16 protein-coding genes, 3 pseudogenes and 1 riboswitch are annotated in these 19,855 nt (G+C 63.6%); of the genes and pseudogenes, 9 read left to right on the top strand and 10 right to left on the bottom strand.

The genetic code is table 11. The features are described from left to right. Positions 1 to 342: 342 nt before the first annotated feature. Positions 343 to 2,172, bottom strand: a complete 1,830-nt coding sequence (locus QP181_RS13640) for an ABCB family ABC transporter ATP-binding protein/permease (protein WP_333928866.1) — start codon at positions 2,170 to 2,172, stop codon at positions 343 to 345. Between the two features lie 134 nt (positions 2,173 to 2,306). Here QP181_RS13640 and QP181_RS13635 point away from each other — a divergent pair, with 134 nt between their 5' ends. Beyond that, complete coding sequence (locus QP181_RS13635; RefSeq protein WP_333928865.1) at positions 2,307 to 2,531, top strand: hypothetical protein; 225 nt, start codon at positions 2,307 to 2,309, stop codon at positions 2,529 to 2,531. 80 nt (positions 2,532 to 2,611) lie between these two features. Here the strand turns inward: QP181_RS13635 and QP181_RS13630 are convergent, their stop codons facing one another. The 5 genes and pseudogenes from QP181_RS13630 to crtY form a co-directional block, all read right to left on the bottom strand. Beyond that, positions 2,612 to 3,556 carry a phytoene/squalene synthase family protein gene (locus QP181_RS13630; RefSeq protein ID WP_333929641.1) on the bottom strand — a complete coding sequence of 315 codons (945 nt, stop codon included), beginning with the start codon at positions 3,554 to 3,556 and terminating at the stop codon, positions 2,612 to 2,614. A gap of 154 nt (positions 3,557 to 3,710) precedes the next feature. Continuing rightward, positions 3,711 to 4,292: an LOG family protein gene (locus tag QP181_RS13625; protein ID WP_332756100.1), complete on the bottom strand. Its 582-nt coding sequence runs from the start codon at positions 4,290 to 4,292 to the stop codon at positions 3,711 to 3,713. A gap of 197 nt (positions 4,293 to 4,489) precedes the next feature. Next, a complete protein-coding gene (locus QP181_RS13620; RefSeq protein ID WP_333929640.1) occupies positions 4,490 to 5,968 on the bottom strand; it encodes a phytoene desaturase in 1,479 nt (492 codons plus the stop codon). Then, complete coding sequence (locus tag QP181_RS13615; protein WP_333929639.1) at positions 5,965 to 6,213, bottom strand: lycopene cyclase family protein; 249 nt, start codon at positions 6,211 to 6,213, stop codon at positions 5,965 to 5,967. Before QP181_RS13615 ends, QP181_RS13620 begins: the two co-directional genes overlap by 4 nt. A gap of 43 nt (positions 6,214 to 6,256) precedes the next feature. Beyond that, positions 6,257 to 7,072: pseudogene (gene crtY / locus QP181_RS13610) on the bottom strand (lycopene beta-cyclase CrtY); the annotation flags it as partial. A 247-nt stretch (positions 7,073 to 7,319) separates the two neighbouring features. Here crtY and QP181_RS13605 point away from each other — a divergent pair. Continuing rightward, positions 7,320 to 7,877: a GNAT family N-acetyltransferase gene (locus QP181_RS13605; protein WP_333928862.1), complete on the top strand. Its 558-nt coding sequence runs from the start codon at positions 7,320 to 7,322 to the stop codon at positions 7,875 to 7,877. 659 nt (positions 7,878 to 8,536) lie between these two features. Here the strand turns inward: QP181_RS13605 and QP181_RS13600 are convergent. After that, the gene (locus QP181_RS13600; protein WP_333928861.1) at positions 8,537 to 8,947 is read right to left on the bottom strand and encodes a DUF8788 domain-containing protein; all 411 of its coding nucleotides are present in this window, start codon (positions 8,945 to 8,947) and stop codon (positions 8,537 to 8,539) included. Between the two features lie 449 nt (positions 8,948 to 9,396). Here QP181_RS13600 and QP181_RS13595 point away from each other — a divergent pair. From QP181_RS13595 to thiC, 7 genes and pseudogenes are all read left to right on the top strand, one after another. Continuing rightward, positions 9,397 to 10,195 (top strand): annotated as a pseudogene (locus tag QP181_RS13595) (sterol desaturase family protein). Continuing rightward, on the top strand, positions 10,125 to 10,550 hold the full coding sequence (locus QP181_RS13590; RefSeq protein ID WP_333929638.1) for a DUF2141 domain-containing protein: 426 nt from the start codon (positions 10,125 to 10,127) through the stop codon (positions 10,548 to 10,550). The pseudogene QP181_RS13595 and the gene QP181_RS13590 overlap by 71 nt, the downstream one beginning before the upstream one ends. Before the next feature lie 69 nt (positions 10,551 to 10,619). Continuing rightward, a complete protein-coding gene (locus QP181_RS13585; RefSeq protein WP_277984222.1) occupies positions 10,620 to 11,483 on the top strand; it encodes a MipA/OmpV family protein in 864 nt (287 codons plus the stop codon). A gap of 491 nt (positions 11,484 to 11,974) precedes the next feature. Beyond that, positions 11,975 to 12,994, top strand: a complete 1,020-nt coding sequence (locus tag QP181_RS13580; protein WP_333928860.1) for a ferritin-like domain-containing protein — start codon at positions 11,975 to 11,977, stop codon at positions 12,992 to 12,994. Positions 12,995 to 13,045: 51 nt separating this feature from the next. Further along, positions 13,046 to 14,095, top strand: a complete 1,050-nt coding sequence (locus QP181_RS13575; RefSeq protein ID WP_333928859.1) for a ferritin-like domain-containing protein — start codon at positions 13,046 to 13,048, stop codon at positions 14,093 to 14,095. Positions 14,096 to 14,176: 81 nt separating this feature from the next. Next, on the top strand, positions 14,177 to 15,055 hold the full coding sequence (locus QP181_RS13570) for an outer membrane protein (protein ID WP_333928858.1): 879 nt from the start codon (positions 14,177 to 14,179) through the stop codon (positions 15,053 to 15,055). Between the two features lie 418 nt (positions 15,056 to 15,473). Next, positions 15,474 to 15,583: riboswitch (TPP riboswitch) on the top strand. Positions 15,584 to 15,622: 39 nt separating this feature from the next. Further along, a complete protein-coding gene (thiC, locus tag QP181_RS13565; protein WP_333928857.1) occupies positions 15,623 to 17,536 on the top strand; it encodes a phosphomethylpyrimidine synthase ThiC in 1,914 nt (637 codons plus the stop codon). Between the two features lie 137 nt (positions 17,537 to 17,673). Here the strand turns inward: thiC and QP181_RS13560 are convergent. The 3 genes and pseudogenes from QP181_RS13560 to QP181_RS13550 form a co-directional block, all read right to left on the bottom strand. Next, positions 17,674 to 17,976 (bottom strand): annotated as a pseudogene (locus QP181_RS13560) (DprA-like winged helix domain-containing protein); the annotation flags it as partial. Between the two features lie 340 nt (positions 17,977 to 18,316). Next, entirely contained in the window at positions 18,317 to 18,508 is a 192-nt protein-coding gene (locus QP181_RS13555) for a DUF6771 family protein (protein WP_333928856.1), read from the bottom strand. Between the two features lie 491 nt (positions 18,509 to 18,999). Continuing rightward, a complete protein-coding gene (locus QP181_RS13550; RefSeq protein WP_333928854.1) occupies positions 19,000 to 19,746 on the bottom strand; it encodes a hypothetical protein in 747 nt (248 codons plus the stop codon). Positions 19,747 to 19,855: the final 109 nt, after the last annotated feature.

The raw sequence follows: 19,855 nt of genomic DNA, 5'->3' as shown, positions 1-19,855 counted from the left end.
GCGAGGGAACAGAAGCGTTAGTGCACTCCGCGCTACTCGCCGTTAGCGCTCCACCCAGCACCCAACCACCACCCACCCCGACGAAGGCCGGGGCCCAATTGGAAAGGTGGCAATAACGACGCGCTGCCATCAGTTAGCAACGTCCCCCAATCGGGCCCCGGCCTTCGCCGGGGGTGGCGGGGGTGAGTCTACTCTCCGTCATGCCGGGCTCGTTCCGGCATCCACCCGTCCCAGAGCTCGAAACGTGAGAGTGCGCGGAACAGTGGACCCCGGAACAGGTCCGGGGTGACTGAGAATAGTGTGGCGAGTGTTCGCCGTTACAACAACCGCGGTGGGCCGCCCCTACTCCGCCGCCAACGCCCCATCGTCATCCCCCGCGCGCTCCTGCGCCTGCCGGTTCCACATCTCCGCATACACGCCGCCCTGCCGCAGCAAGTCCGCGTGCGTCCCCTTCTCGACGATCCGCCCCGCCTCCAGCACGACGATCTGGTCCGCATGCACCACCGTCGACAGCCGGTGCGCGATCACGATCGTCGTCCGCCCCCGCTCGATCGCCTCCAGCGTGTCGAGGATCTCCGCCTCGGTCCGGCTATCCAGCGCCGAGGTAGCCTCGTCCAGGATCAAGATCGGCGGGTTCTTCAACAACGTCCGCGCGATCGCCACGCGCTGTTTCTCGCCACCCGACAGCTTCAACCCACGCTCGCCCACCCGCGTCTCATACCCCAGCGGCTGGCGCTCGATGAACCCCGAGATCGCCGCCCCCTTCGCGGCAACCTCGACCTCGGGCATCTCCGCGCCCTCACGCCCGTACGCGATATTGTACCCGATCGTGTCGTTGAACAGCACCGTATCCTGCGGCACAATCCCGATCGCGGCGCGCAAGGACGCCTGCCGAACCTCCGAGATATCCTGCCCGTCGACGGTAATCCGCCCGCCCGTCAGGTCGTAGAACCGGTACAACAACCGCGCGAGCGTCGACTTGCCCGCACCCGACGGCCCAACGACAGCCAGCGTCGATCCCGCCGGCACATCCAGCTCCAGATCGCGCAGGATCGGCCGCCCCGCATCATACCCGAACGACACCCCCTCGAACCGGACATGCCCCGCGCTCACCGCCAGCGCAGGCGCGCCCGGCGCATCCACCACGGTCGCGGGCGTATCGATCAGGTCGAACATCGCCGCCATGTCGAGCGCACCCTGCCGGATCGTGCGATACACCATTCCCAGCAGGTCGAGCGGCCGGAACAGCTGCGCCAGCAACGTCGACACGAACACCACGTCGCCCGCCGACGCCTCGCCGCGGCTCCACCGCCACACGACGAAGCCCATGCCGCCCGCCAGCATCACATTGGTGATCAGCGCCTGGCCGAGGTTGAGCCACGCGAGCGAATTCTCGCTCTTCACCGCCGCCTCGGAATAGGCCGTGATCGCGCTGTCGTAACGCCGCGCCTCCCGCTCCTCCGCGCCGAAATACTTCACCGTCTCGAAGTTCAGCAGCGAATCCACCGCATGCGCGACCGCGCCGGTATCGAGGTCGTTCATCCGCGCCCGCAGCGCATTGCGCCAGTCGGTCACCATCCGCGTGAAAAGGATGTAGCCGACCACCATCACCACAGTCGCGACGACCAGCGGCCAGCCGAACTTGGTCCAGAACAGCCCGAGCACCAGCACCAGTTCGAACACCGTGGGCGCGATGTTGAACAGCAGAAAATACAACATCGTATCGATGCTCTTGGTGCCGCGCTCGACCACCTTGGTGACCGCACCCGTCCGCCTGGACAGGTGAAAATCGAGGCTCAGCGCATGGAGATGGCGAAACACCTGCGCCGCCAGCCGCCGCGACGCGTCCTGCCCGACGCGCTCGAACACCGCGTTGCGCAGATTGTCGAACAACGTCGTCCCGAACCGCGACGCCGCATACCCGACCACCAGCAACACGACGAGCGTCAGCGCCCCGCGATTGTTCCCCGCCATCCGGTCAACCGCGTATTTCAGCGTAAACGCTGCGCCAAAGACCTGGATGAGCTTCGACGCGATCACGAGCAGCATCGCGACGACGATCCGCGCCTTCAGCTTGGGCTGCCCCGCCGGCCACAGAAACGGCAGGAAGCGGCGGAGAGTCGGCAGCAACGGCTGGTCCGCGCGGGTGGAGGTGTAGGTATCAGGGGGCATGGATCGACGCGATGTAGGCGCAGTCAAGCCCCGGTGAAAGCAGTTGGGGGAACAATCCTGCCACTTCGTCGCTTTTATCGATACGTCCTGCCGCAACGGCACGCTCGTAATTGGGCCCGCAACCGGAGAGTGAAATGGAACCGCTGTTCTACGTCATGGCGATCATGGGTTGCGGCGACGGCAATGTGAACTGCACCGAGGCCCGCGTGATCCCGTCGCGCTACGAAACGATGGCGCAGTGCCGCGCGGCGCTGCCCGACCAGCTGGCGCGAAACACCGATGTTCCCTACCCGATGATCGGCGCGAATTGCCGTGCGCAGGGCCAGTTGATGGCAAAGACCGGCAAGGCGAAGTCGTAGGGCTAGACTGTTTCCCCGCGAAGGCGGGGGACCCAGACTGGACTCCCGCATTCGCGGGAGAACAAACTAGCCGGCAGTGATCACCTAGGTCGCGTCCACAACCGAGCATCCCTCGGAGCCCGCGGATACAGGGTCTCCCGCCGCGCGGCCTCTCGCGCCGCCTTGGCGATAAACCCCAGTTTTTGCATCCCTGACGTGGTCACCCGGTGATCCCACGCATGCTCGCGCCGAGCCGCCACGGTCCGCCCGATCGCGCCGTAAATTCCCGCCGCCGACAGCACCGCCCACGCCGAGCGGAACGACAGCGCCGGCGTCCCCTCGCGCGCACTCGTCTCGAACGCCGCAGCCCGATCCGCCATCCGCTTTGTCAACACCGCGAGCCGCGAGCGGAACGGCGGCTTCATGTGCTGCCCCGGCGGAAAGTCCATCTCGACCAGCCAGTCCTCGGGCAGGTAGCACCGCCCGACCCGGTCATCCTCCTCGACGTCGCGCGCGATATTGGCCAGCTGGAATGCCATCCCCAGGTCGCATGCGCGGTCGAGCGTGTCCTCGTCGTCGGGATCGACGCCCATCGCGATCGCCATCATGCACCCGACGACGCCCGCGACATGGTAGCAATATTTGTAGAGGTCGTTCTCCGACCGCGGCCGCCACTCGCGCGCATCGAGCGCGAAGCCCTCGACGAGATCGCGCGCGAACCGCTTCGGCAGCCGGGTTTCGGCGGCGAATATCCGCAGCGCATCGAACGCCGGCTCACCGACGACTTCGCCTGCCAAGGCCCGCTCGGTCATCGCCGACAGCGCAACGAGCCGGGCAGGGGCATCCTCGACCACGGTCATGCCATGGCCATGATCCTGCCCATCGGCGATATCGTCGCACCGCCGGCACCACGCATATAACAGCCAAGCCCGCTCGCGCGTCGGCTTGTCGAACAACAGGCTGGCGGCAGCAAAACTCTTCGATCCACGCGAGATCGATTCGTGCGCGGTAGCGACGATCGCCTCGCGCGAGGGGAGGGGGTGAATCACGAGATCACCCGGACAACTACCACCCCGGCGAAGGCCGGGGCCCAATTGGAAAAGTTGGAGTAACGACGCGCAACGCGAACCAATTCATGTTCCCCAATTGGGCCCCGGCCTCCGCCGGGGTGGAGCAGGGTGTCAGGATGTGGTTCGAACCTCACAAATCCGACGCGTTCATCCGCACGATCGGCTGCGTCGGAACATGGTCCGCCATCCGGTCGAGCAGCACGTCCAGCGTATCCGCCACGATCAGCAGATCACGGTGTTGCGGCCGCAAGAATCCAACCTCGCCCATCTTCTCCCAGAACGCGATCAGGTGGTCGTAATACCCAGCGGTATTCAGCAACCCCACCGGATCCGCATGATAGCCAAGCTGCGCCCAGCTCAGCGCCTCCCACAACTCGTCCATCGTCCCCGTCCCACCCGGGATCGTCACGAACCCGTCGGAAAGATCGGTAAACATCTGCTTCCGCTGATGCATGCCGGAGACAACGTGCAACTCGGTTAGCCCGCGATGCGCGACCTCGGCGTCGACCAGCGCCTGCGGGATAACCCCAATAACCTCGCCGCCGCCCTCAAGCGCCCCATCCGCGATCGCGCCCATCAGTCCGGTCCGCCCACCGCCATAAACGAGGCCGATCCCCCGCTCGGCAAACGCGCGTCCGAGCGCCCGAGCGCCCTCGATATAGGTGGGATCGGCCGGCGTAGCCGACCCGCAATACACAGCAAGTCTCTTCATCCCGCCTCGCTAGGGGAAGCGCGCAGGGTGCGGCAAGGGAAGATTTTGTTCGCGCAGAGGCGCAGAGGCGCGGAGATGTACCGCTGGTCGCGCAGCGACTGCCCGATCACCTTCGACGAACAGATAGTTGTGTCTGCCGACCGAAAAACCGGATGCAACAATCGCCGCGCCTCCGCGCCTCTGCGCGAACAAATTTCTTACTTCTCGCCCTCAAGCATCAACCGAGCAGTCGCCTTCGCACTCCCGACAACCCCCGGAATCCCAGCCCCCGGATGCGTCCCGGCGCCCACGAAGTACAAATTCGGAATATGCTCGTCGCGATTATGCACCCGGAAATACGCGCTCTGCGTCAGCACCGGCTCCAGCGAGAACGCGCTACCCAGATGCGCGTTCAGATCCTGCGCGAAATCCTTCGGCGCGTACGAGAACTTCGTCACGATCCGCTCATGGATGTCCGGGATCAACCGCCGCCCGATCTCGTCGAGGATGCGCTTCTCCAGGATCGGCGCGATCTCGTCCCAGTCGACCGGGAACTTGCCCAGATGCGGCACCGGCGCCAACGCATAGAAGGTCGAATGCCCCTCGGGTGCCAGAGACGGATCGGTCACCGTCGGATGATGCAGGTACAGCGAGAAATCTTCGCTCAGCACGCCGTGGTCGTAAATGTCCTCGAGCAGCCCCTTATAGCGCGGCCCGAACAGGATCATGTGGTGCGGGATACCCGGCCACGTGCCCTTGATCCCGAAATGCACCACGAACAGCGACGGCGAATATTTCTTCCGTTCGAGCGAGCCCGTCTTGCGCTTCGCACTACGCGACGTCGCCAGCAGGTCGCGGTACGTGTGCATGATGTCGCTGTTCGCCGCGATCGCGTCCGCCTGCGCAGACCAGCCGCTAGCGCAGGTCACGCCCGTCGCGCGGTCGCCCAGAGTCTCGATCGACGTCACCGGATCGTCGAGCCGCAGCACGCCGCCCAGCCGTTCGAACTGGGTCACCAGCGCCGCCACCAGCCGGTTGGTCCCGCCGCGTGCGAACCACACCCCGCCATCACGCTCCAGCTTGTGGATCAGCGCATAGATCGCGCTCGTCGTCATCGGGTTGCCGCCGACCAGCAGCGTATGGAACGACAAAGCCTCGCGCAATTTCTCCGACTTCACGAAGCTCGACACGATCGAATAGACCGACCGCCACGCCTGATATTTCGCCAGCGCCGGCGCCGCCTTGATCATCGACCCGAAGTCGAGAAACGCGACATGGCCGAGCTTTTCATAGCCCTCGTGAAACACCCCGGCGGAGTAATCGAGGAACTTCAGATAGCCTTCCCAGTCGCCCGGATGCAGCCGCTCGATCTCCGACCGCATCAGCGTGTCGTCGTTGGTGTAGTCGAAGTTCGTCCCGTCGGGCCAGTTCAACCGGTAGAACGGCAGCACCGGATCGAGCGTCACGTCCTCGCTCATGTCGCGCCCGGTCAGCGCCCACAATTCGCGCAGGCAATCCGGATCGGTGATCACCGTCGGCCCCGCATCGAACGTAAAGCCGTCGCGCTCCCAATAATAGCCGCGTCCGCCCGGTTTATCGCGCGATTCGACGATCGTCGTCTGCACGCCCGCGGATTGCAGCCGGATCGCGAGCGCCAGCCCGCCGAAACCTGCGCCGATGACTATTGCGGTCTTCATGATGACATACTGCCTGCGATGGCGCGGACGGCGCGCACGATGGGGACGGGGGGCTTGCCGGTCAGAACGCGCGCCTTGTCGGCAAGGGTCGAACGTCCGGCATAGAAACGGCCGATGAGCGATGGGGATAGGCGGTAGAAGCGCTCGAGGATGCGGTAGCGTTCCTCTGGTTCCGCCGCGCGGAACAACATCGTGTCGAGCATCCGGTAGAAGCCGCGCGACTTCCACGTCGCGCGCCACCGCATGCGTCGCGTCGTGGAGTTTCGCTCCTGAGAAATCATTGCGCCCCGCCAGCATAGCCGCAGTCCGAACCGCGTCGGGCAGCGAGTACCCCGTGGTCGGGTGGAACATCCCTGCGCGCATGCCAGCTTTGGCGACATGCGCGCCGCCCGAGCGCCAATAGGCCTCGAAATCGCCGCCCATCGCGACCGGCAGCACGCCGGACTCTTCGCGCACGACGTTGTCGACCGACCAGCCGCGCGCGGTGACATACGCGTCAATCCGATCGCCCAGCACCGGGATATCGAGATCGGGCGTGTCGCTATAATAGGTGTCCTCGACGAACATCCGGTCCGCGCTGAACGGCAGGCAATAGACGAAGCGATACCCGTCGATCTGCGGAATGGTCGCGTCCATCACCATTGGCTTTGGCGCCTCGTGCGGCGCGCTCAACGCGAGTTCGCGCCCAAGGAACTTCTGCCACGCCAGGTCGAGCAGCGACAGGTCGCCCGGCCCGCGCGCGTCGATCACGCCGGTGGCTTCGATCCGGTCGCCATCCGCCAGCACCACCGCGGTCGCGCTCGCGCCCGATACCTTCCGCCCGAGCATCAGCGCATGCGCAGGGAGCACCCGGCGGACCTCGCGGTCGAGCCGCTCGCTCTCGATCGAATAATAGGTTTCATCGATCGTCCGCGCATGCGCTGGAAAGCGCACGTCGTAGCCCTGCCACGCATGCACCACGAGCGGGGCGACGATCCAGCGATCTCCTTGCGCCACGTCGCTGCCGAAGAACGACCAGAGGTGATTGCCGCCAACGACCTGCGCGGAGTCGATCAGTCGTACGTCGAGCGCAGGATGCTTGGCCTTGAGCGCCAGCGCGATCATCCCGCCGGCCAAACCCGCGCCAACGATCGCGACGTCGCAGGAGATCGTCGATGCCATGCCTCCGACTAGCGCAAAGCGAGAGGCTCGAAAACAACCTTTGCAAACCAATCACCGCCGAAGACAACCTGCATCGTCGGATGATCCTCCCCCGGCGGGGGAAGATCGAAGGATTGCGGCGCCTTTGCCGTGAGAAAGGCGAGGGCAGGGGGTGTTCCCCTCAACCCACCAATGCCGCTAGCCTGCCTCCATGCGCACACTCATATCCGCCCCGACACTCACCACCGCCCGCCTGACCCTGACCGGCCACGCCGCCACCGACCTCGAAGACTGCGCGGCGATGTGGGCCGATCCGCGCGTCTACGCGATGATCGGCGGCCAGCCGCGATCGCGCGAAGACGTCTGGATTCGTCTCCTGCGCGCGATCGGCCAATGGACGCTGTTCGGGTACGGCAGCTGGGTCGCGCGCGACGCCGCCGGCCGCCTGATCGGCGAACTCGGCCTGATGGAAGCGCGGCGGGCGATTGAGCCCCAAATCGACGCGGCTCCGGAGGTGGGCTGGACCCTTACCGGCGACGCGCAAGGCCAGGGCTACGCTTCCGAAGCGCTCGCCGCGATCCTCGCCTGGACCGACGCGCGTATCCCCGCGACGACCTGCATCATCGACCCCGCCAACGCTCCCTCGATCCGACTCGCCGAACGGCTAGGCTATCGCCTGCGCACGCAAGGCACGTACCGGGACGCGCCGATCCTGATCTTCGACCGCACCGCGCGCCGAGAGGATCCCGCGATCAGCGCTGCGCAGTGACGACCGGTTTCTGCACCGAGGCGATCGGCATCGGATCGCCCGCGCGGTCGTAGAACGCCATCAACACCAGCCCCAGGGCCAGGATGCCGCCCGAGATCACGTAGATCAGCCCCTTCTTGTTATTGCCCGTATCCAGGTCGGTATCCCCGCGCGGCGCTGTGGTTTGCCATGCATCACTCTCCGAATAGGCAGGTCATCCTGCTCTGACACGAAGGCTATCACGATTCCGCGCACTGCATAGAGCCTATTGCAACGGTAGGAGGGTCGCCCGGATAACGTACCAAGCCTCGGCACCCGCGGAAGGCAGGGTATGTCGAGATGCAGGCGGCCCCAAAGGAACTTGCCCGGACGAACCAGGCCAGCATGTCCTCTACGTATCCCGGTTGCGGATCTCGGTCCCAGACGCGCCTCGCCGTCACCACCCCTTTTATGGATTGACGGCATACCTGCCCCAAACCGCCGAATGCGTCCGAAGGGTCGATGTGCGCCTCGAGACTATGTAAACTGACCGAAATCGACGTTTATAAGTATGGATGGCGGGCAGCAATGTCTCTGGCCGTTACCGCCCATGACACCCGCTCGGAATTTGCCGCATACAGATCGGTCATAACCGACGTATGTCACAACGCATTTCGAACGGGTGCCACGACATCGCGGGCTTAGTTGGCCGTAACCGTAAAGAACGGATCATAGGAATATGTCTTGCCCGACATCGAAATGTTCAGGCTGTACTGGTATTTTGCAGATCCCGTCCCCTCATTGATGACGCATGTCCAGTAATCGACGCCCGCAGGTGTTTTCTGCTGTTCGAGATTCTGGAAGATTCCGTCGTTGACGCACTGTCCGGTGAACCCGGTAATCGCGATATTGTCGCTCGGATTGATCGGGTAAATCGTCCAGACGGGTACGTCGCCCGCGTCGCACGGCGTGTTCAATTCGTTCCCTGCTTCGGCCGTACCTTCATACCCGGTCGTATCGATCATATATAACCCCTGGGTTATAGTCGTTCCGCTCGCAGTGGACTGTGCAGTTTCGACGTCGACGGCAATCATGATGTTGATCGTGGACATGCTTCATCTCCTAAGCTTCTTGTTAGAAGATAATAGATCAGCATCAATTACGACTCTAATCAAATGTGCGGTCAATGTTCAATTCGGATTATGTTGTTAGATATCTACGTAATTTGAGAAAATAACTACTGGATAAATGTAAATCTATTTAAAAAGTTCATAATTAATGAACGAGTCAATTTTATTAACATGTACTTCGGCGCCAGAATAAGTCTTTTGATCACCAGGCTTTAACCGGCGCTACGCTGGCTGGTGCTAGCAGGGTATGCGGATGGCGCGCTTCGGAACACTATTGTTCCATCGCCGATACGCTATGACGGCGCCCTGAAAACCGATCGGTATCGGTTCGATTCGGTGGCTCGGTCCGTTCCGGCAATATCGACTCCGATCGATGGGCCCGAGCCGGTTATGCCATTACCCAAAACCCCGAATTCCCGTATAAGCCCCTCATGAGGCTCGCCATCGTCCTCTCCGCGATCGCGATGACCGCGATCGTCGGCATCCGGTATCTCATCGTCTCCGGCGCGTTCGCAGCCGCGACGCGCGCGTCATCTCGGGCTCTATCGCGGGCTCGACGCGCAGATGCGGCGCGAGATCTGGTGGAGCATCGCCTCGGCGGCGATCTACGGCGTGCCCGCAGGGATCGTCGCCTGGGGCTGGCAGAATCGCGGCTGGACGCAGATCTACACCGACGTCCACGCCTACCCGCTCTGGTATCTGCCGGTCTCCGTGCTTGCCTTCCTGTTCGCGCACGACACCTGGTTCTACTGGACGCATCGCTGGATGCATCGGCCGAAGCCGTTCAAGCTCGCGCACGCGGTGCATCACGCCAGCCGCCCGCCGACCGCGTGGGCGGCGATGGCGTTTCACCCGATCGAGGCGATCACCGGTGCTGTGATAATTCCGCTACTGGTGTTCCTAATTCCGATCAATGTCGGCGCACTGGGTCTGGTACTGACGATCATGACCGCTATGGGGGTAACCAATCACATGGGGTAGGAGGTTTTCCCCCGGTTCATGTGGCGGGGCGCACTGGGCGGCTGGCTGATCACGGCGAGCCATCATCAGCGCCATCACGAACAATACGGGTGCAACTATGGCCTCTATTTCCGCTTTTGGGATCGGCTCTGCGGCACCGACAAGGGACTCGGCGACTTCACCAAGGCGCACGCGAAGGCTGCCGCTCGCAGTAGCGGGCACGCTGGCATGGCTGACGCTGGCAGCGGCGGCTCCCGTCACGCGGCTTGACGTCGAGATCGACAATCTCCGTTCGGCAAAGGGCATGATCCGGATCTGCCTCACCGCCGACCCGGACAATTTTCCGGCCTGCGTCGACGACGCCAATGCGCTGACCCGGTCGATCCCGGCGAGCGTCCATACCACCAGCTTTCCCGGCTTGCCGCAGCGCGGCTATGCGCTTGCGGTGATCCATGACGAGAACAGCAACGCGAAGCTCGATACGATCGCGGGGATCCCGCGCGAAGGCTATGGATTCTCGCGCAATGCCGCGGTCCGGTTCGGGCCGCCGCGCTTTTCGGCGGCCCGGTTCATGCTCGCCGGTGATGCCGAAATGCAACAGGTGAAAATGCGTTACATCTTCTGACCGATCGTAACGGACCGAAAACGAAGGCGCTGCGTTTTGCGCTGGAACCTTTTTGTCCGGAGCATTTCCTTGCGCGCATTCTCTATCTTCACGTCTGCCGCAATCGCGGTGCTCGCGATCGCCACGCCGGCACTCGCCCAGACCGATCCCAACCCGTCGCCGACGATCACCGATCCCAAGGACAACAACCGCGTCACGGTCGCGCTCGGCGTGGTGTCGATGCCCGATTACGAAGGTGCGGACAGCAATTCCTTCACCCCCGCCGGCGCCTTCGTCGGCACAGTGCGTGGGCATGACTTCTTCCTCCGCGGCACGCAGCTCTATTTCAACCTGATCCCGAACACGGGTGAGGTCGGCACCAATTTCGAACTGGGCGTGATCGGTGGCGTCCGCCGCGACCGCACCGGCGATATCGACAACCGTCAGGTCCGCGCGCTTGGCAAGATCGATACCGCCTATGAACTGGGTGGCTATGTCGGCGTCGCCCGGACCGGCGTCATCACCAGCGACTATGATACGCTCACCGCGCGCGTCGCCTATGTTCATGACGTCTCGGGCACTTATGACAGCTACGTCATCACGCCGCAGGTGAACTACACCACGCCATTGTCGGTCCGTACGCTCGTCTCGCTCGGCGTCGCCGCGGATTACGCCGGTAAGGGCTTCGGCCGGACCTATGCGGCGGTGACGCCGATCGGTACGCTCGCCAGCGGCCTCCGGACTTATGACGTCAACGACAGTGGCTTCCGCCGCGTCAACGCATCGCTGTTCGTGGTGCAGAGCCTGTCGGGCGATCTCCGCCACGGTTTCGGCGTCGGTGCCGGCGTGCTCTACGGCCGCATGGTCGGCAAGTACAAGGATACCCCGATCGTCGCCGACGTGGGCAGCGCGGACCAGTGGCTCTACGCGCTGGGGCTGACCTACACCTTCTGATCTGAGGCCGGCTGATCCGAGGCTGGCCGATCCGAGGCCGGCCCAAATGATACTGGGCAAACTTCGAGACCCATCGATCCTCCCCTGGCGGGGAGGATCGATGGGTCTCGAACGTCCACATTCCAGTACATCGTGTCCGAGCGGCTTCCGGAAGCGCCAACCCCAAGCGTCACTCCGCCACGCTGACCAACCAAGCGTGCGAACTGCCCAGCCGGAGCTTCCGAAGCTCCCGCAACCCACCCCCCCCGAGCGACTCGCAAGATCACCCCGCCGCCGCTCCACCACGTCTGAAATTTATTTCACAACATTGCCGTTAAGGCTGCGTCCATTTCCCGCTTGCGTCCGTTCCTCAAGCTGGACGGCATCATTATGCCCGCAATAGAGCGCGTTACGAGTTGGGCCTTGGCGACAGGGTGTTACTCTCATCGGTCCGGATTGTTCGATTGTTTCAATAACTCCGACGTCTGCAACTACAAGGGGAGGACCCTGATATGACCGAGAGCGTGCACCTGATCGAAGCCCTCGATGCGCGAGTTGAACGGCGCAGCGAGCGGCGTGAATTCTTTAAGACTGCGCTCGGCGCCGCTGCGGTCACCGCGGCCGGTGCGACCGCATTGTCCTTTTCCAGCTCGGCGGCGGCGCAGACCATCACCGACGCGGACGTCCTGAATTTCGCGCTCAACCTCGAATATCTCGAGGCGCAATTCTATTCCTACGCCGCCTACGGCACCGGGCTCGACAATAGCCTGCTCTTGGGCACCGGCACGCAGGGCGCAGTCCGTGGCGGTCGCCAGGTCACCTTCACCGATCCGATCGTGCAGCAATATGCGCGTGAAATCGCACAGGACGAGATCGCCCACGTCAAATTCCTGCGCACCGCGCTCGGTTCGTCGGCGGTCGCGCAGCCGGTGATCGACGTCAGCGTCTCGCCGACCAGCGCCTTCTCGGTCGCGGCCCAGGCCGCTGGTCTCGTCCCCGCCGGCACCGCGTTCGATCCCTATGCGTCGGACGAGGCATTCCTGCTCGGCGCGTTCATCTTCGAAGACGTCGGCGTGACCGCATACAAGGGCGCCGCCCCGCTGCTCACCAGCAAGGCGTACCTCGAGGCGGCTGCCGGCCTGCTCGCGGTCGAGGCGTATCATGCCGCGATCGTCCGTACGACGCTGTACGGCAAGGGCATCGCGACGCCGTCGCTGCGCACGTCCGCAGATGCCATTTCGAAGGCGCGCGACAGCCTCGACGGCGGTGGTGCGAACACGACGATCTTCGGCACCAACGATATCGACCAGGGCATCTCGTCGTACAGCGCGACGCCGATCAACCTCGCCACCACGCAGGCGGCGGTGACCGTGTCGAACATCGTCCCGCTCGACAGCAACGGCGTCGCCTACAGCCGCTCGGCCAGCCAGGTGCTCAACATCGTCTATCTCAACAGCGGTGCAGCGTCGGCAGGCGGGTTCTACCCGAACGGCATGAACGGCAACATCAAGACGAGCACCGCGGCAGCCTGATCTTCTCAGCCTCGCCCAACGCTCTTCTTCGCTATTCAGGGGATTAACCCAATGACCGATCTCAATACCAAGCTCGAAATATTCGACGCGATTGCCAGCCGTCGCAACGAACGCCGCAACTTCCTCCGTTTCGCCGGTGGCTCGGCGCTCGCCATCGGTGGCGCCACGCTCCTGTCGGCATGCGGCAGCGACGATTCCGATCTCGCACCGACCCCGACTCCGGGACCGGCGCCGGTTGCCGCGCTCAACGATGCCGACGTGCTCAACGTCGCGCTGAACCTCGAATATCTCGAAGCGCAGTTCTACGCGTTCGCGGCATTCGGTGTCGGCCTGAACGCCAGCCTGTTGACCGGCATCGGTACGCAGGGTGCGGTCACCGGCGGCGCACAGGTGCCGTTCCAGGATGCCGTGGTGCGTGAATATGCGCGCGAAATCGCGATCGACGAAGTCGCGCACGTCGCGTTCCTGCGCACTGCACTCGGCAGCGCAGCCGTTGCGCAGCCGGCGATCGACATCTCGGTCGGCACGGCAGCCGCACCGGGCGCGTTCACGGCGGCCGCCCGCGCGGCCGGCGTCATTGGCGCAACGGGCGTGTTCAACCCCTATGCCGACGACAACAGCTTCCTGCTCGGCGCGTACATCTTCGAGGACGTCGGCGTGTCGGCCTACAAGGGCGCAGCACCGCTGATCGCCAACAAGACCTATCTCGAGGCGGCCGCCGGCATCCTCGCGGCAGAGGCGTATCACGCAGGGCTGATCCGCACGATCCTGTACCGCAAGGGTCTGCAGACGCCGAACCCGATTCCGTCGCTCATCACTGCCGCCAACCAGATCAGCGACGCGCGCGACAGCCTCGACGGCACCGTCACCAACACGACGACGGGCGTGATCGGCGACGACGATCAGGGCATCACCGGGTCGGATCCGACGATCTCGAACATCGTGCCGACCGACGCCAACGGCCTCGCCTACAGCCGCTCGGTCGCTCAGGTGCACAACATCGTCTACCTGACGCCCACTGCGAAGATCGGTGGCGGCTTCTTCCCCAACGGGACCAACAACCGCCTCGATTCGCTGCGCACGAGCGGCGCCAACGCGTGATCGTCGTCACGAACTGAAACAGGAAAATCCGGGTCGCGGCGCTCATCGGGAGCGTCGCGGCCCCTCGTTTGGGGAACGACCATGACCAACTTCACGAAGCTCACCATGCTCGCCGGCCTCGCCGCCGCGGGCATTTTTGCCGTTCCGGCCGCCGCGCAGGACATGACCACCGACCGCGACAGCAAGCCGTTCTCGGGCGTCTATATCGGCGCCGCCGGCGGCTATGACGTCCAGGGCAACGACATCGGCTCGTCGATCCTGTTCGATCGCAACAACGACGGCAATTTCAGCGACAGCGTCAACACCATCACCGGCGCCAATGCCTTCTCGCCGGGCTTCTGCAACGGCTCGGCCCGCACCGCGGTGCCCGCCTATGGTTGCCGCAACGACGACGACGGCTGGTCGTATTACGGCCGTGCAGGCTTCGACGTACAGCGCGGCGCGTTCGTGGTCGGCATCGTCGGCGAATTCGGCAAGTCCGAGATCACCGACAGCGTCGCCGCCTTTTCGACCACGCCCGCCAGCTACACGATGGCGCGCAAGCTGAAGTGGGAAGGTTCGGCGCGCCTCCGCGCCGGTCTCGCCGCGCGCAACACGCTGTTCTACGCCACCGGCGGCGCCGGCTATGCCAAGATCGACAACCTGTTTTTCACCACCAACACCGCCAACGCGTTCGCAGCCACCGGCTCGGACAAGCGCTGGGGCTATGTCGGCGGCGGCGGCATCGAGCAGAAGCTGACCAAGAACATCTCGATCGGCATGGAATACACCTACCACCAGTACAAGGACGACGACGCCCGCGTCCTCGTCACCGCTGGCAGCGCGATCACCGGCAGCCCGGTTCTGCTCGCGAACAACCCGTTCGTGCTCGCCCCCAACACCGCGGGCACGGCCTTCCGCCGCAGCGACGACCAGTTCCGCTGGCACTCGCTGCGCGGCACCGTGTCGTTCCGCTTTTAAGTAGAAGCACCCTCCACCTCCCGTTCGCCCTGAGCGAAGTCGAAGGGTAAGCCCCAAACGCAGGTGCTTCGACTACGCTCAGCACGAACGGGGAGGGGGACGCGATCGCGTATGCACGTGGAAAAGGCCGCTGCCCCAAACCGGGCAGCGGCCTTTTCTCGTTTCAGCGAACGTGCGCTGGCTATTAAAACTCACCACCCACCCCGCTACCACCCCGGCGGAGGCCGGGGCCCAGTTGGAAAGGTGGAAATAATGGAGGATCGCCGATCGTTACCGCCGTCCCCCAACTGGGCCCCGGCCTCCGCCGGGGCGGTGAACTTCGATCGGCAGGATGCCCAACCGAGACCCACGCGCACTTCCCTCGCGCACCTCGCACCCCCAAATTCCCCATTGCACCCCACCCCAACCCCCCTATGCTCACCCCACCCCGGGGAGCGCTTTATCCGCGCTTGAGAGGAAGGCAGGAGCCTTCGACCCGCTGAACCTGATCCGGTTGATACCGGCGGAGGGAGGGAGCGGTCGCCACAGAACCGCAGTCCTTGCTCCGAGACCCGTAGGAGCAAGCGCATGGCCGATTTCGAAGCACGCACCCCGACAGCAGATATCGGCGTAACCACCGGCCCGATCCGAGGCTCCCGGAAAATCCACGTCGCGGTCCCCACCAGCCCCGACGTCCGCGTCGCCATGCGCGAAATCGTCCTCGACCCAAGCTGCTCCGAGCCCCCCTTACGCGTCTACGACACCAGCGGCCCCTACACGGACCCACGCGCGACAATCGACATCAACGCCGGCCTCCCCCAACTCCGCCGCAGGTGGATCGAGGCTCGCGGCGACGTCGAGAGCTACGACGCGCGTGAAATCCGCCCCGAGGACAACGGGCAGTTGGGCCCAGACCGCTCAGGCGGCGTCCCCCAATTCCCCGGCAGCATCAAGCGGCCCTTGCGTGCGAAGGCAGGCCAGAACGTCAGCCAGATGCACTACGCCCGCCGAGGCATCATCACCCCCGAAATGGAATATGTCGCCACGCGAGAGAACCTCGGCCGCGCGATGCTGAAGGAGTACAAGCGCGACGGCGAGTCCTTCGGCGCAAGCATCCCCGACTTCGTAACCCCCGAGTTCGTCCGCGATGAAATCGCCCGCGGCCGCGCGATCATCCCCAACAACATCAACCACCCCGAATCCGAACCGATGGCGATCGGCCGCAACTTCCTCGTCAAGATCAACGCCAACATCGGCAACTCCGCGGTCGCCAGCAACGTCGCCGCCGAAGTCGACAAGCTCGTCTGGTCGATCCGCTGGGGCGCGGACACCGTGATGGACCTCAGCACCGGCCGCAACATCCACGACACCCGCGAATGGATCCTCCGCAACTCGCCGGTACCGATCGGCACCGTCCCCATCTACCAGGCGCTCGAAAAGGTCGGCGGCGTCGCCGAGGACCTCACCTGGGAGATCTTCCGCGACACGCTCATCGAGCAGGCCGAACAGGGCGTCGACTACTTCACGATCCACGCCGGCGTTCGCCTCGCCTACATCCCGATGACCGCCAAACGCGTCACCGGCATCGTCTCTCGCGGCGGCTCGATCATGGCGAAATGGTGCCTCAGCCACCACAAGGAGAGCTTCCTCTACGAGCGCTTCGACGAGATCACCGAGATCATGAAGGCGTACGACATCGCCTATTCGCTCGGCGACGGCCTCCGGCCCGGCAGCATCGCCGACGCCAACGACGAAGCGCAGTTCAGCGAACTTTTCACGCTCGGCGAACTCACCCACCGCGCGTGGAAGAGCGACGTCCAGGTCATGATCGAAGGCCCCGGCCACGTGCCGATGCACAAGATCAAGGAGAACATGGACAAGCAGCTTGAGGTGTGTGGCGAGGCACCGTTCTACACTCTAGGACCACTCACCACCGACATAGCCCCCGGCTACGACCACATCACCAGCGGCATCGGCGCCGCGATGATCGGCTGGTACGGCACTGCGATGCTTTGCTACGTCACGGCGAAGGAGCACCTCGGCTTGCCGGATCGCGACGACGTGAAGGTCGGCGTGGTCACGTACAAGCTGGCCGCCCACGCGGCGGATCTGGCGAAGGGGCATCCGGCGGCGCAGATGCGCGACGATGCGCTGTCACGTGCGCGCTTCGAGTTTCGCTGGCGCGATCAGTTCAACCTGTCGCTCGATCCCGACACGGCGGAATCCTATCACGACCAGACGTTGCCGGCAGAGGGTGCCAAGACCGCGCATTTCTGCTCGATGTGCGGCCCTAAATTCTGCTCGATGAAGATCACGCAGGAGGTCCGCGACTTTGCCGCCAAGCAGAACGCGCCGGCGGATACGTTCCTAGCGGCGGATGTCAATGCGGGGGACGCAGAGCGGGCGATCTTCGCGACCGGCAGCGACGCGGAGAAGGGCATGGCCGACATGAGCGAGAAATTCCGCGCGAAAGGCAGCGAGATCTATCTGCCGGCGGAGTGATCGCAGACACGGTGCGATCCTCTCCCGCCAGGGGGAGGTGGCTGGCGTTTGCCAGACGGAGGGGGAGGACACGGAGCGGATGTTTCGCATGCCTCCCCCTGCGTCGCTGCGCGCCACCTCCCCCTGGCGGGGGAGGATCATTGAGCTAGGCTGGCGCGGCCGCCGGCGTGGCGGTCGAGGCGGCAGGCGAGTTCGAGTTCTAATAGCACCGTGTGGACGACTGCGGGGCTTAGGCGCGACTGGCGGATGAGTTCGTCGATCGCGACGGGGACGGGGCCGAGCAGGTCCATGATCCGGCGGCGGTCTGTGTCGCTCGCGTCTTCGGCGGGGGAGCTTGCATAGGCGTCGATCGGTGAGCGGACCGAGCGCGGGTCGAACGGGCGGATCTGCTCGAGGATATCGGCGGCCGATTGCACCAGCGTGGCGCCTTCGCGAATCAAACATGCGGTAGTTTACACGCGTCGTAACCTGCTGTTTTACGGGCGTTTCTACCCTCGTAGGCCACGTTGCAGCCGCTTGAAATAATCGTCCGTTCCCCACTTGGGAATCGTAGGCGGCAAGGGCGTCGGGGCTATGCGACTCGGCCTTGCTCCGCACTTGGTGCAGCGCAGGTAGCCGGGCAGATTCTCCAGCGAGACGTTGACGCGCTTAGGGAATGCCCAACGGGCAAACAGGTCCCGATGAACGACTCCTTTGTGACCGCAGGAGCCGCAAACGCATCCCACGTTGGCATTGGCTCGGCTGAAATCGTTCAGGGAGCGAAAACAGACATTGCCCACGTCAAAGCGGTAGCCGAAGCTGCTGGGTATCGGTGTTGATGGGCTGGTAAAGAGCGCTGTAAACGTGTTGCGCCAATTCCCTCTGGGCGTCTTCACGCAGACGTTCGTTAGGCATCGTCAGACCGATCTTAGCCCAGGCAGGAGCCTCGGCAATCAATTCGCTGATTCGTTCTGCTGTGATGGTGCTTGCCATACCCGACTCCAATCCATGCCCACTATGGAACAGAACGGGAACGTATGGCAAGCGTTCCACTATTGGTTGAAGGTCTGGTTCGTGCTGAGCGACGATCGAAGCGATCTACGCAAACGACGCAATCGAGGCGATCCAGAAGATCATCAAGCGACGAAGGAAGGAATCGACGCTTTTTCACTCCTTTCGGCAGGTGTCGCGAGACGAACGGATGGAAATGGCCGGCATTCATGGTTGGCGATCGGTTCGACTCGCCGTAGAACAATGACTGTCATGCCCTCCGACCTCAAAGTCCGGTGGCAATGACCTTCACCAAACCGGTCCAAGGGGAGGTGTTGAGTGGGTAGGAAGACGGTCTCCGTCCAAGGTGGCGCTCCCTTCCAGAAGGATCGCACGCGCAGTCTTCCTACCCGCTTTCATCTTTGCGCGATCCTGCGCGTCAGACAAGCTAATTGCTGTGTTCTGAGACGGCTTTGCCGTGAATCGATGACACGTCAGGATTGAAAGCCGTAGCGGGCCATGACCTCAAGGGCTTCCCTTTGGGTCTTTTCCTGTGGTGTCTCAAAGAAAACGAACAGGCCGTCTTCGATTGCCTGAGGGGCATCCCCGGCCTGAGTGAGCAGCTTGCCGCTGGGTCGAGTGCCTTCGTATTTGCGGGCGTTCAGGCGCTGATACATTTTGGCCGTGCGCTTGATCTCCTTCACTGGGTCCATTGCCGTGCCCGTGAACACGACCGGTGAGGTAGTGCGATGGACCTGAACGATGTGCGTGGCCGCCAAACAGCCATGCTCCATGCGGTATTCGTCCAACTGCTCCGCGAGGATCGAGGCCAGCCGCGCATACTGGGCTTGGTCAATCGTGCTGGTCAGCGGGAAAACGATCGTGATGGTGTTGCCGCTCTTCGCCTCGGTATCGATGAGGAAGTGACCCCAACCCAGATCCTCAGCCCTGTCGTGTAGCCGCTGAACAATCTCGGTGTCGTCGCGGCTCAAAGCGTATTCAAGCATGATGGCGTTCGCACCGATGAGGTTGCTCGCGACGTTCGTTCCCTTGCGCCATGAGGCGAACGACCAGCCCGTTGGCTCGTCGGCGTGGTTGTGTAGCTGTCGGATCAAGCCGTCCATGTAGCCCTGAATGGGAGCGCAGTTCTCGTCTGCGTTGCTGAGGCAAGCCTTATAGGTATCCACGCCGGTAAAGCATCGTGCGGACTTTTCGAAGCGGCTCAGTGTAACTGTCGTCATGTAGATTCTCCATTGTAAGCATTGCGGGTCTGTCTTCCCGTCAAGTATTTATGGAGAAACCCCGAAAAGTGCCCTGAAACGGGGTCAAACGGGCTGATTTGATAGATAC

Source organism: Sphingomonas sp. LR55 (genome assembly GCF_036856015.1).
In the GTDB taxonomy this organism is placed as follows: domain Bacteria; phylum Pseudomonadota; class Alphaproteobacteria; order Sphingomonadales; family Sphingomonadaceae; genus Sphingomonas.
Note: the sequence above shows the minus strand (reverse complement) of the source record. Positions and strands in the feature narration are given on the sequence as shown.

Excerpts from the sequence above, each read along its gene's own strand:
- QP181_RS13640 (WP_333928866.1), bottom strand. The coding sequence starts at position 2,172 with ATGCCCCCTGATACCTACACCTCCACCCGCGCGGACCAGCCGTTGCTG.
- QP181_RS13635 (WP_333928865.1), top strand. The coding sequence starts at position 2,307 with ATGGAACCGCTGTTCTACGTCATGGCGATCATGGGTTGCGGCGACGGC.
- QP181_RS13625 (WP_332756100.1), bottom strand. The coding sequence starts at position 4,292 with ATGAAGAGACTTGCTGTGTATTGCGGGTCGGCTACGCCGGCCGATCCC.
- QP181_RS13620 (WP_333929640.1), bottom strand. The coding sequence starts at position 5,968 with ATGAAGACCGCAATAGTCATCGGCGCAGGTTTCGGCGGGCTGGCGCTC.
- QP181_RS13615 (WP_333929639.1), bottom strand. The coding sequence starts at position 6,213 with ATGCGGTGGCGCGCGACGTGGAAGTCGCGCGGCTTCTACCGGATGCTC.
- QP181_RS13605 (WP_333928862.1), top strand. The coding sequence starts at position 7,320 with ATGCGCACACTCATATCCGCCCCGACACTCACCACCGCCCGCCTGACC.
- QP181_RS13600 (WP_333928861.1), bottom strand. The coding sequence starts at position 8,947 with ATGTCCACGATCAACATCATGATTGCCGTCGACGTCGAAACTGCACAG.
- QP181_RS13580 (WP_333928860.1), top strand. The coding sequence starts at position 11,975 with ATGACCGAGAGCGTGCACCTGATCGAAGCCCTCGATGCGCGAGTTGAA.
- QP181_RS13575 (WP_333928859.1), top strand. The coding sequence starts at position 13,046 with ATGACCGATCTCAATACCAAGCTCGAAATATTCGACGCGATTGCCAGC.
- QP181_RS13570 (WP_333928858.1), top strand. The coding sequence starts at position 14,177 with ATGACCAACTTCACGAAGCTCACCATGCTCGCCGGCCTCGCCGCCGCG.
- thiC (WP_333928857.1), top strand. The coding sequence starts at position 15,623 with ATGGCCGATTTCGAAGCACGCACCCCGACAGCAGATATCGGCGTAACC.
- QP181_RS13555 (WP_333928856.1), bottom strand. The coding sequence starts at position 18,508 with ATGGCAAGCACCATCACAGCAGAACGAATCAGCGAATTGATTGCCGAG.
- QP181_RS13550 (WP_333928854.1), bottom strand. The coding sequence starts at position 19,746 with ATGACGACAGTTACACTGAGCCGCTTCGAAAAGTCCGCACGATGCTTT.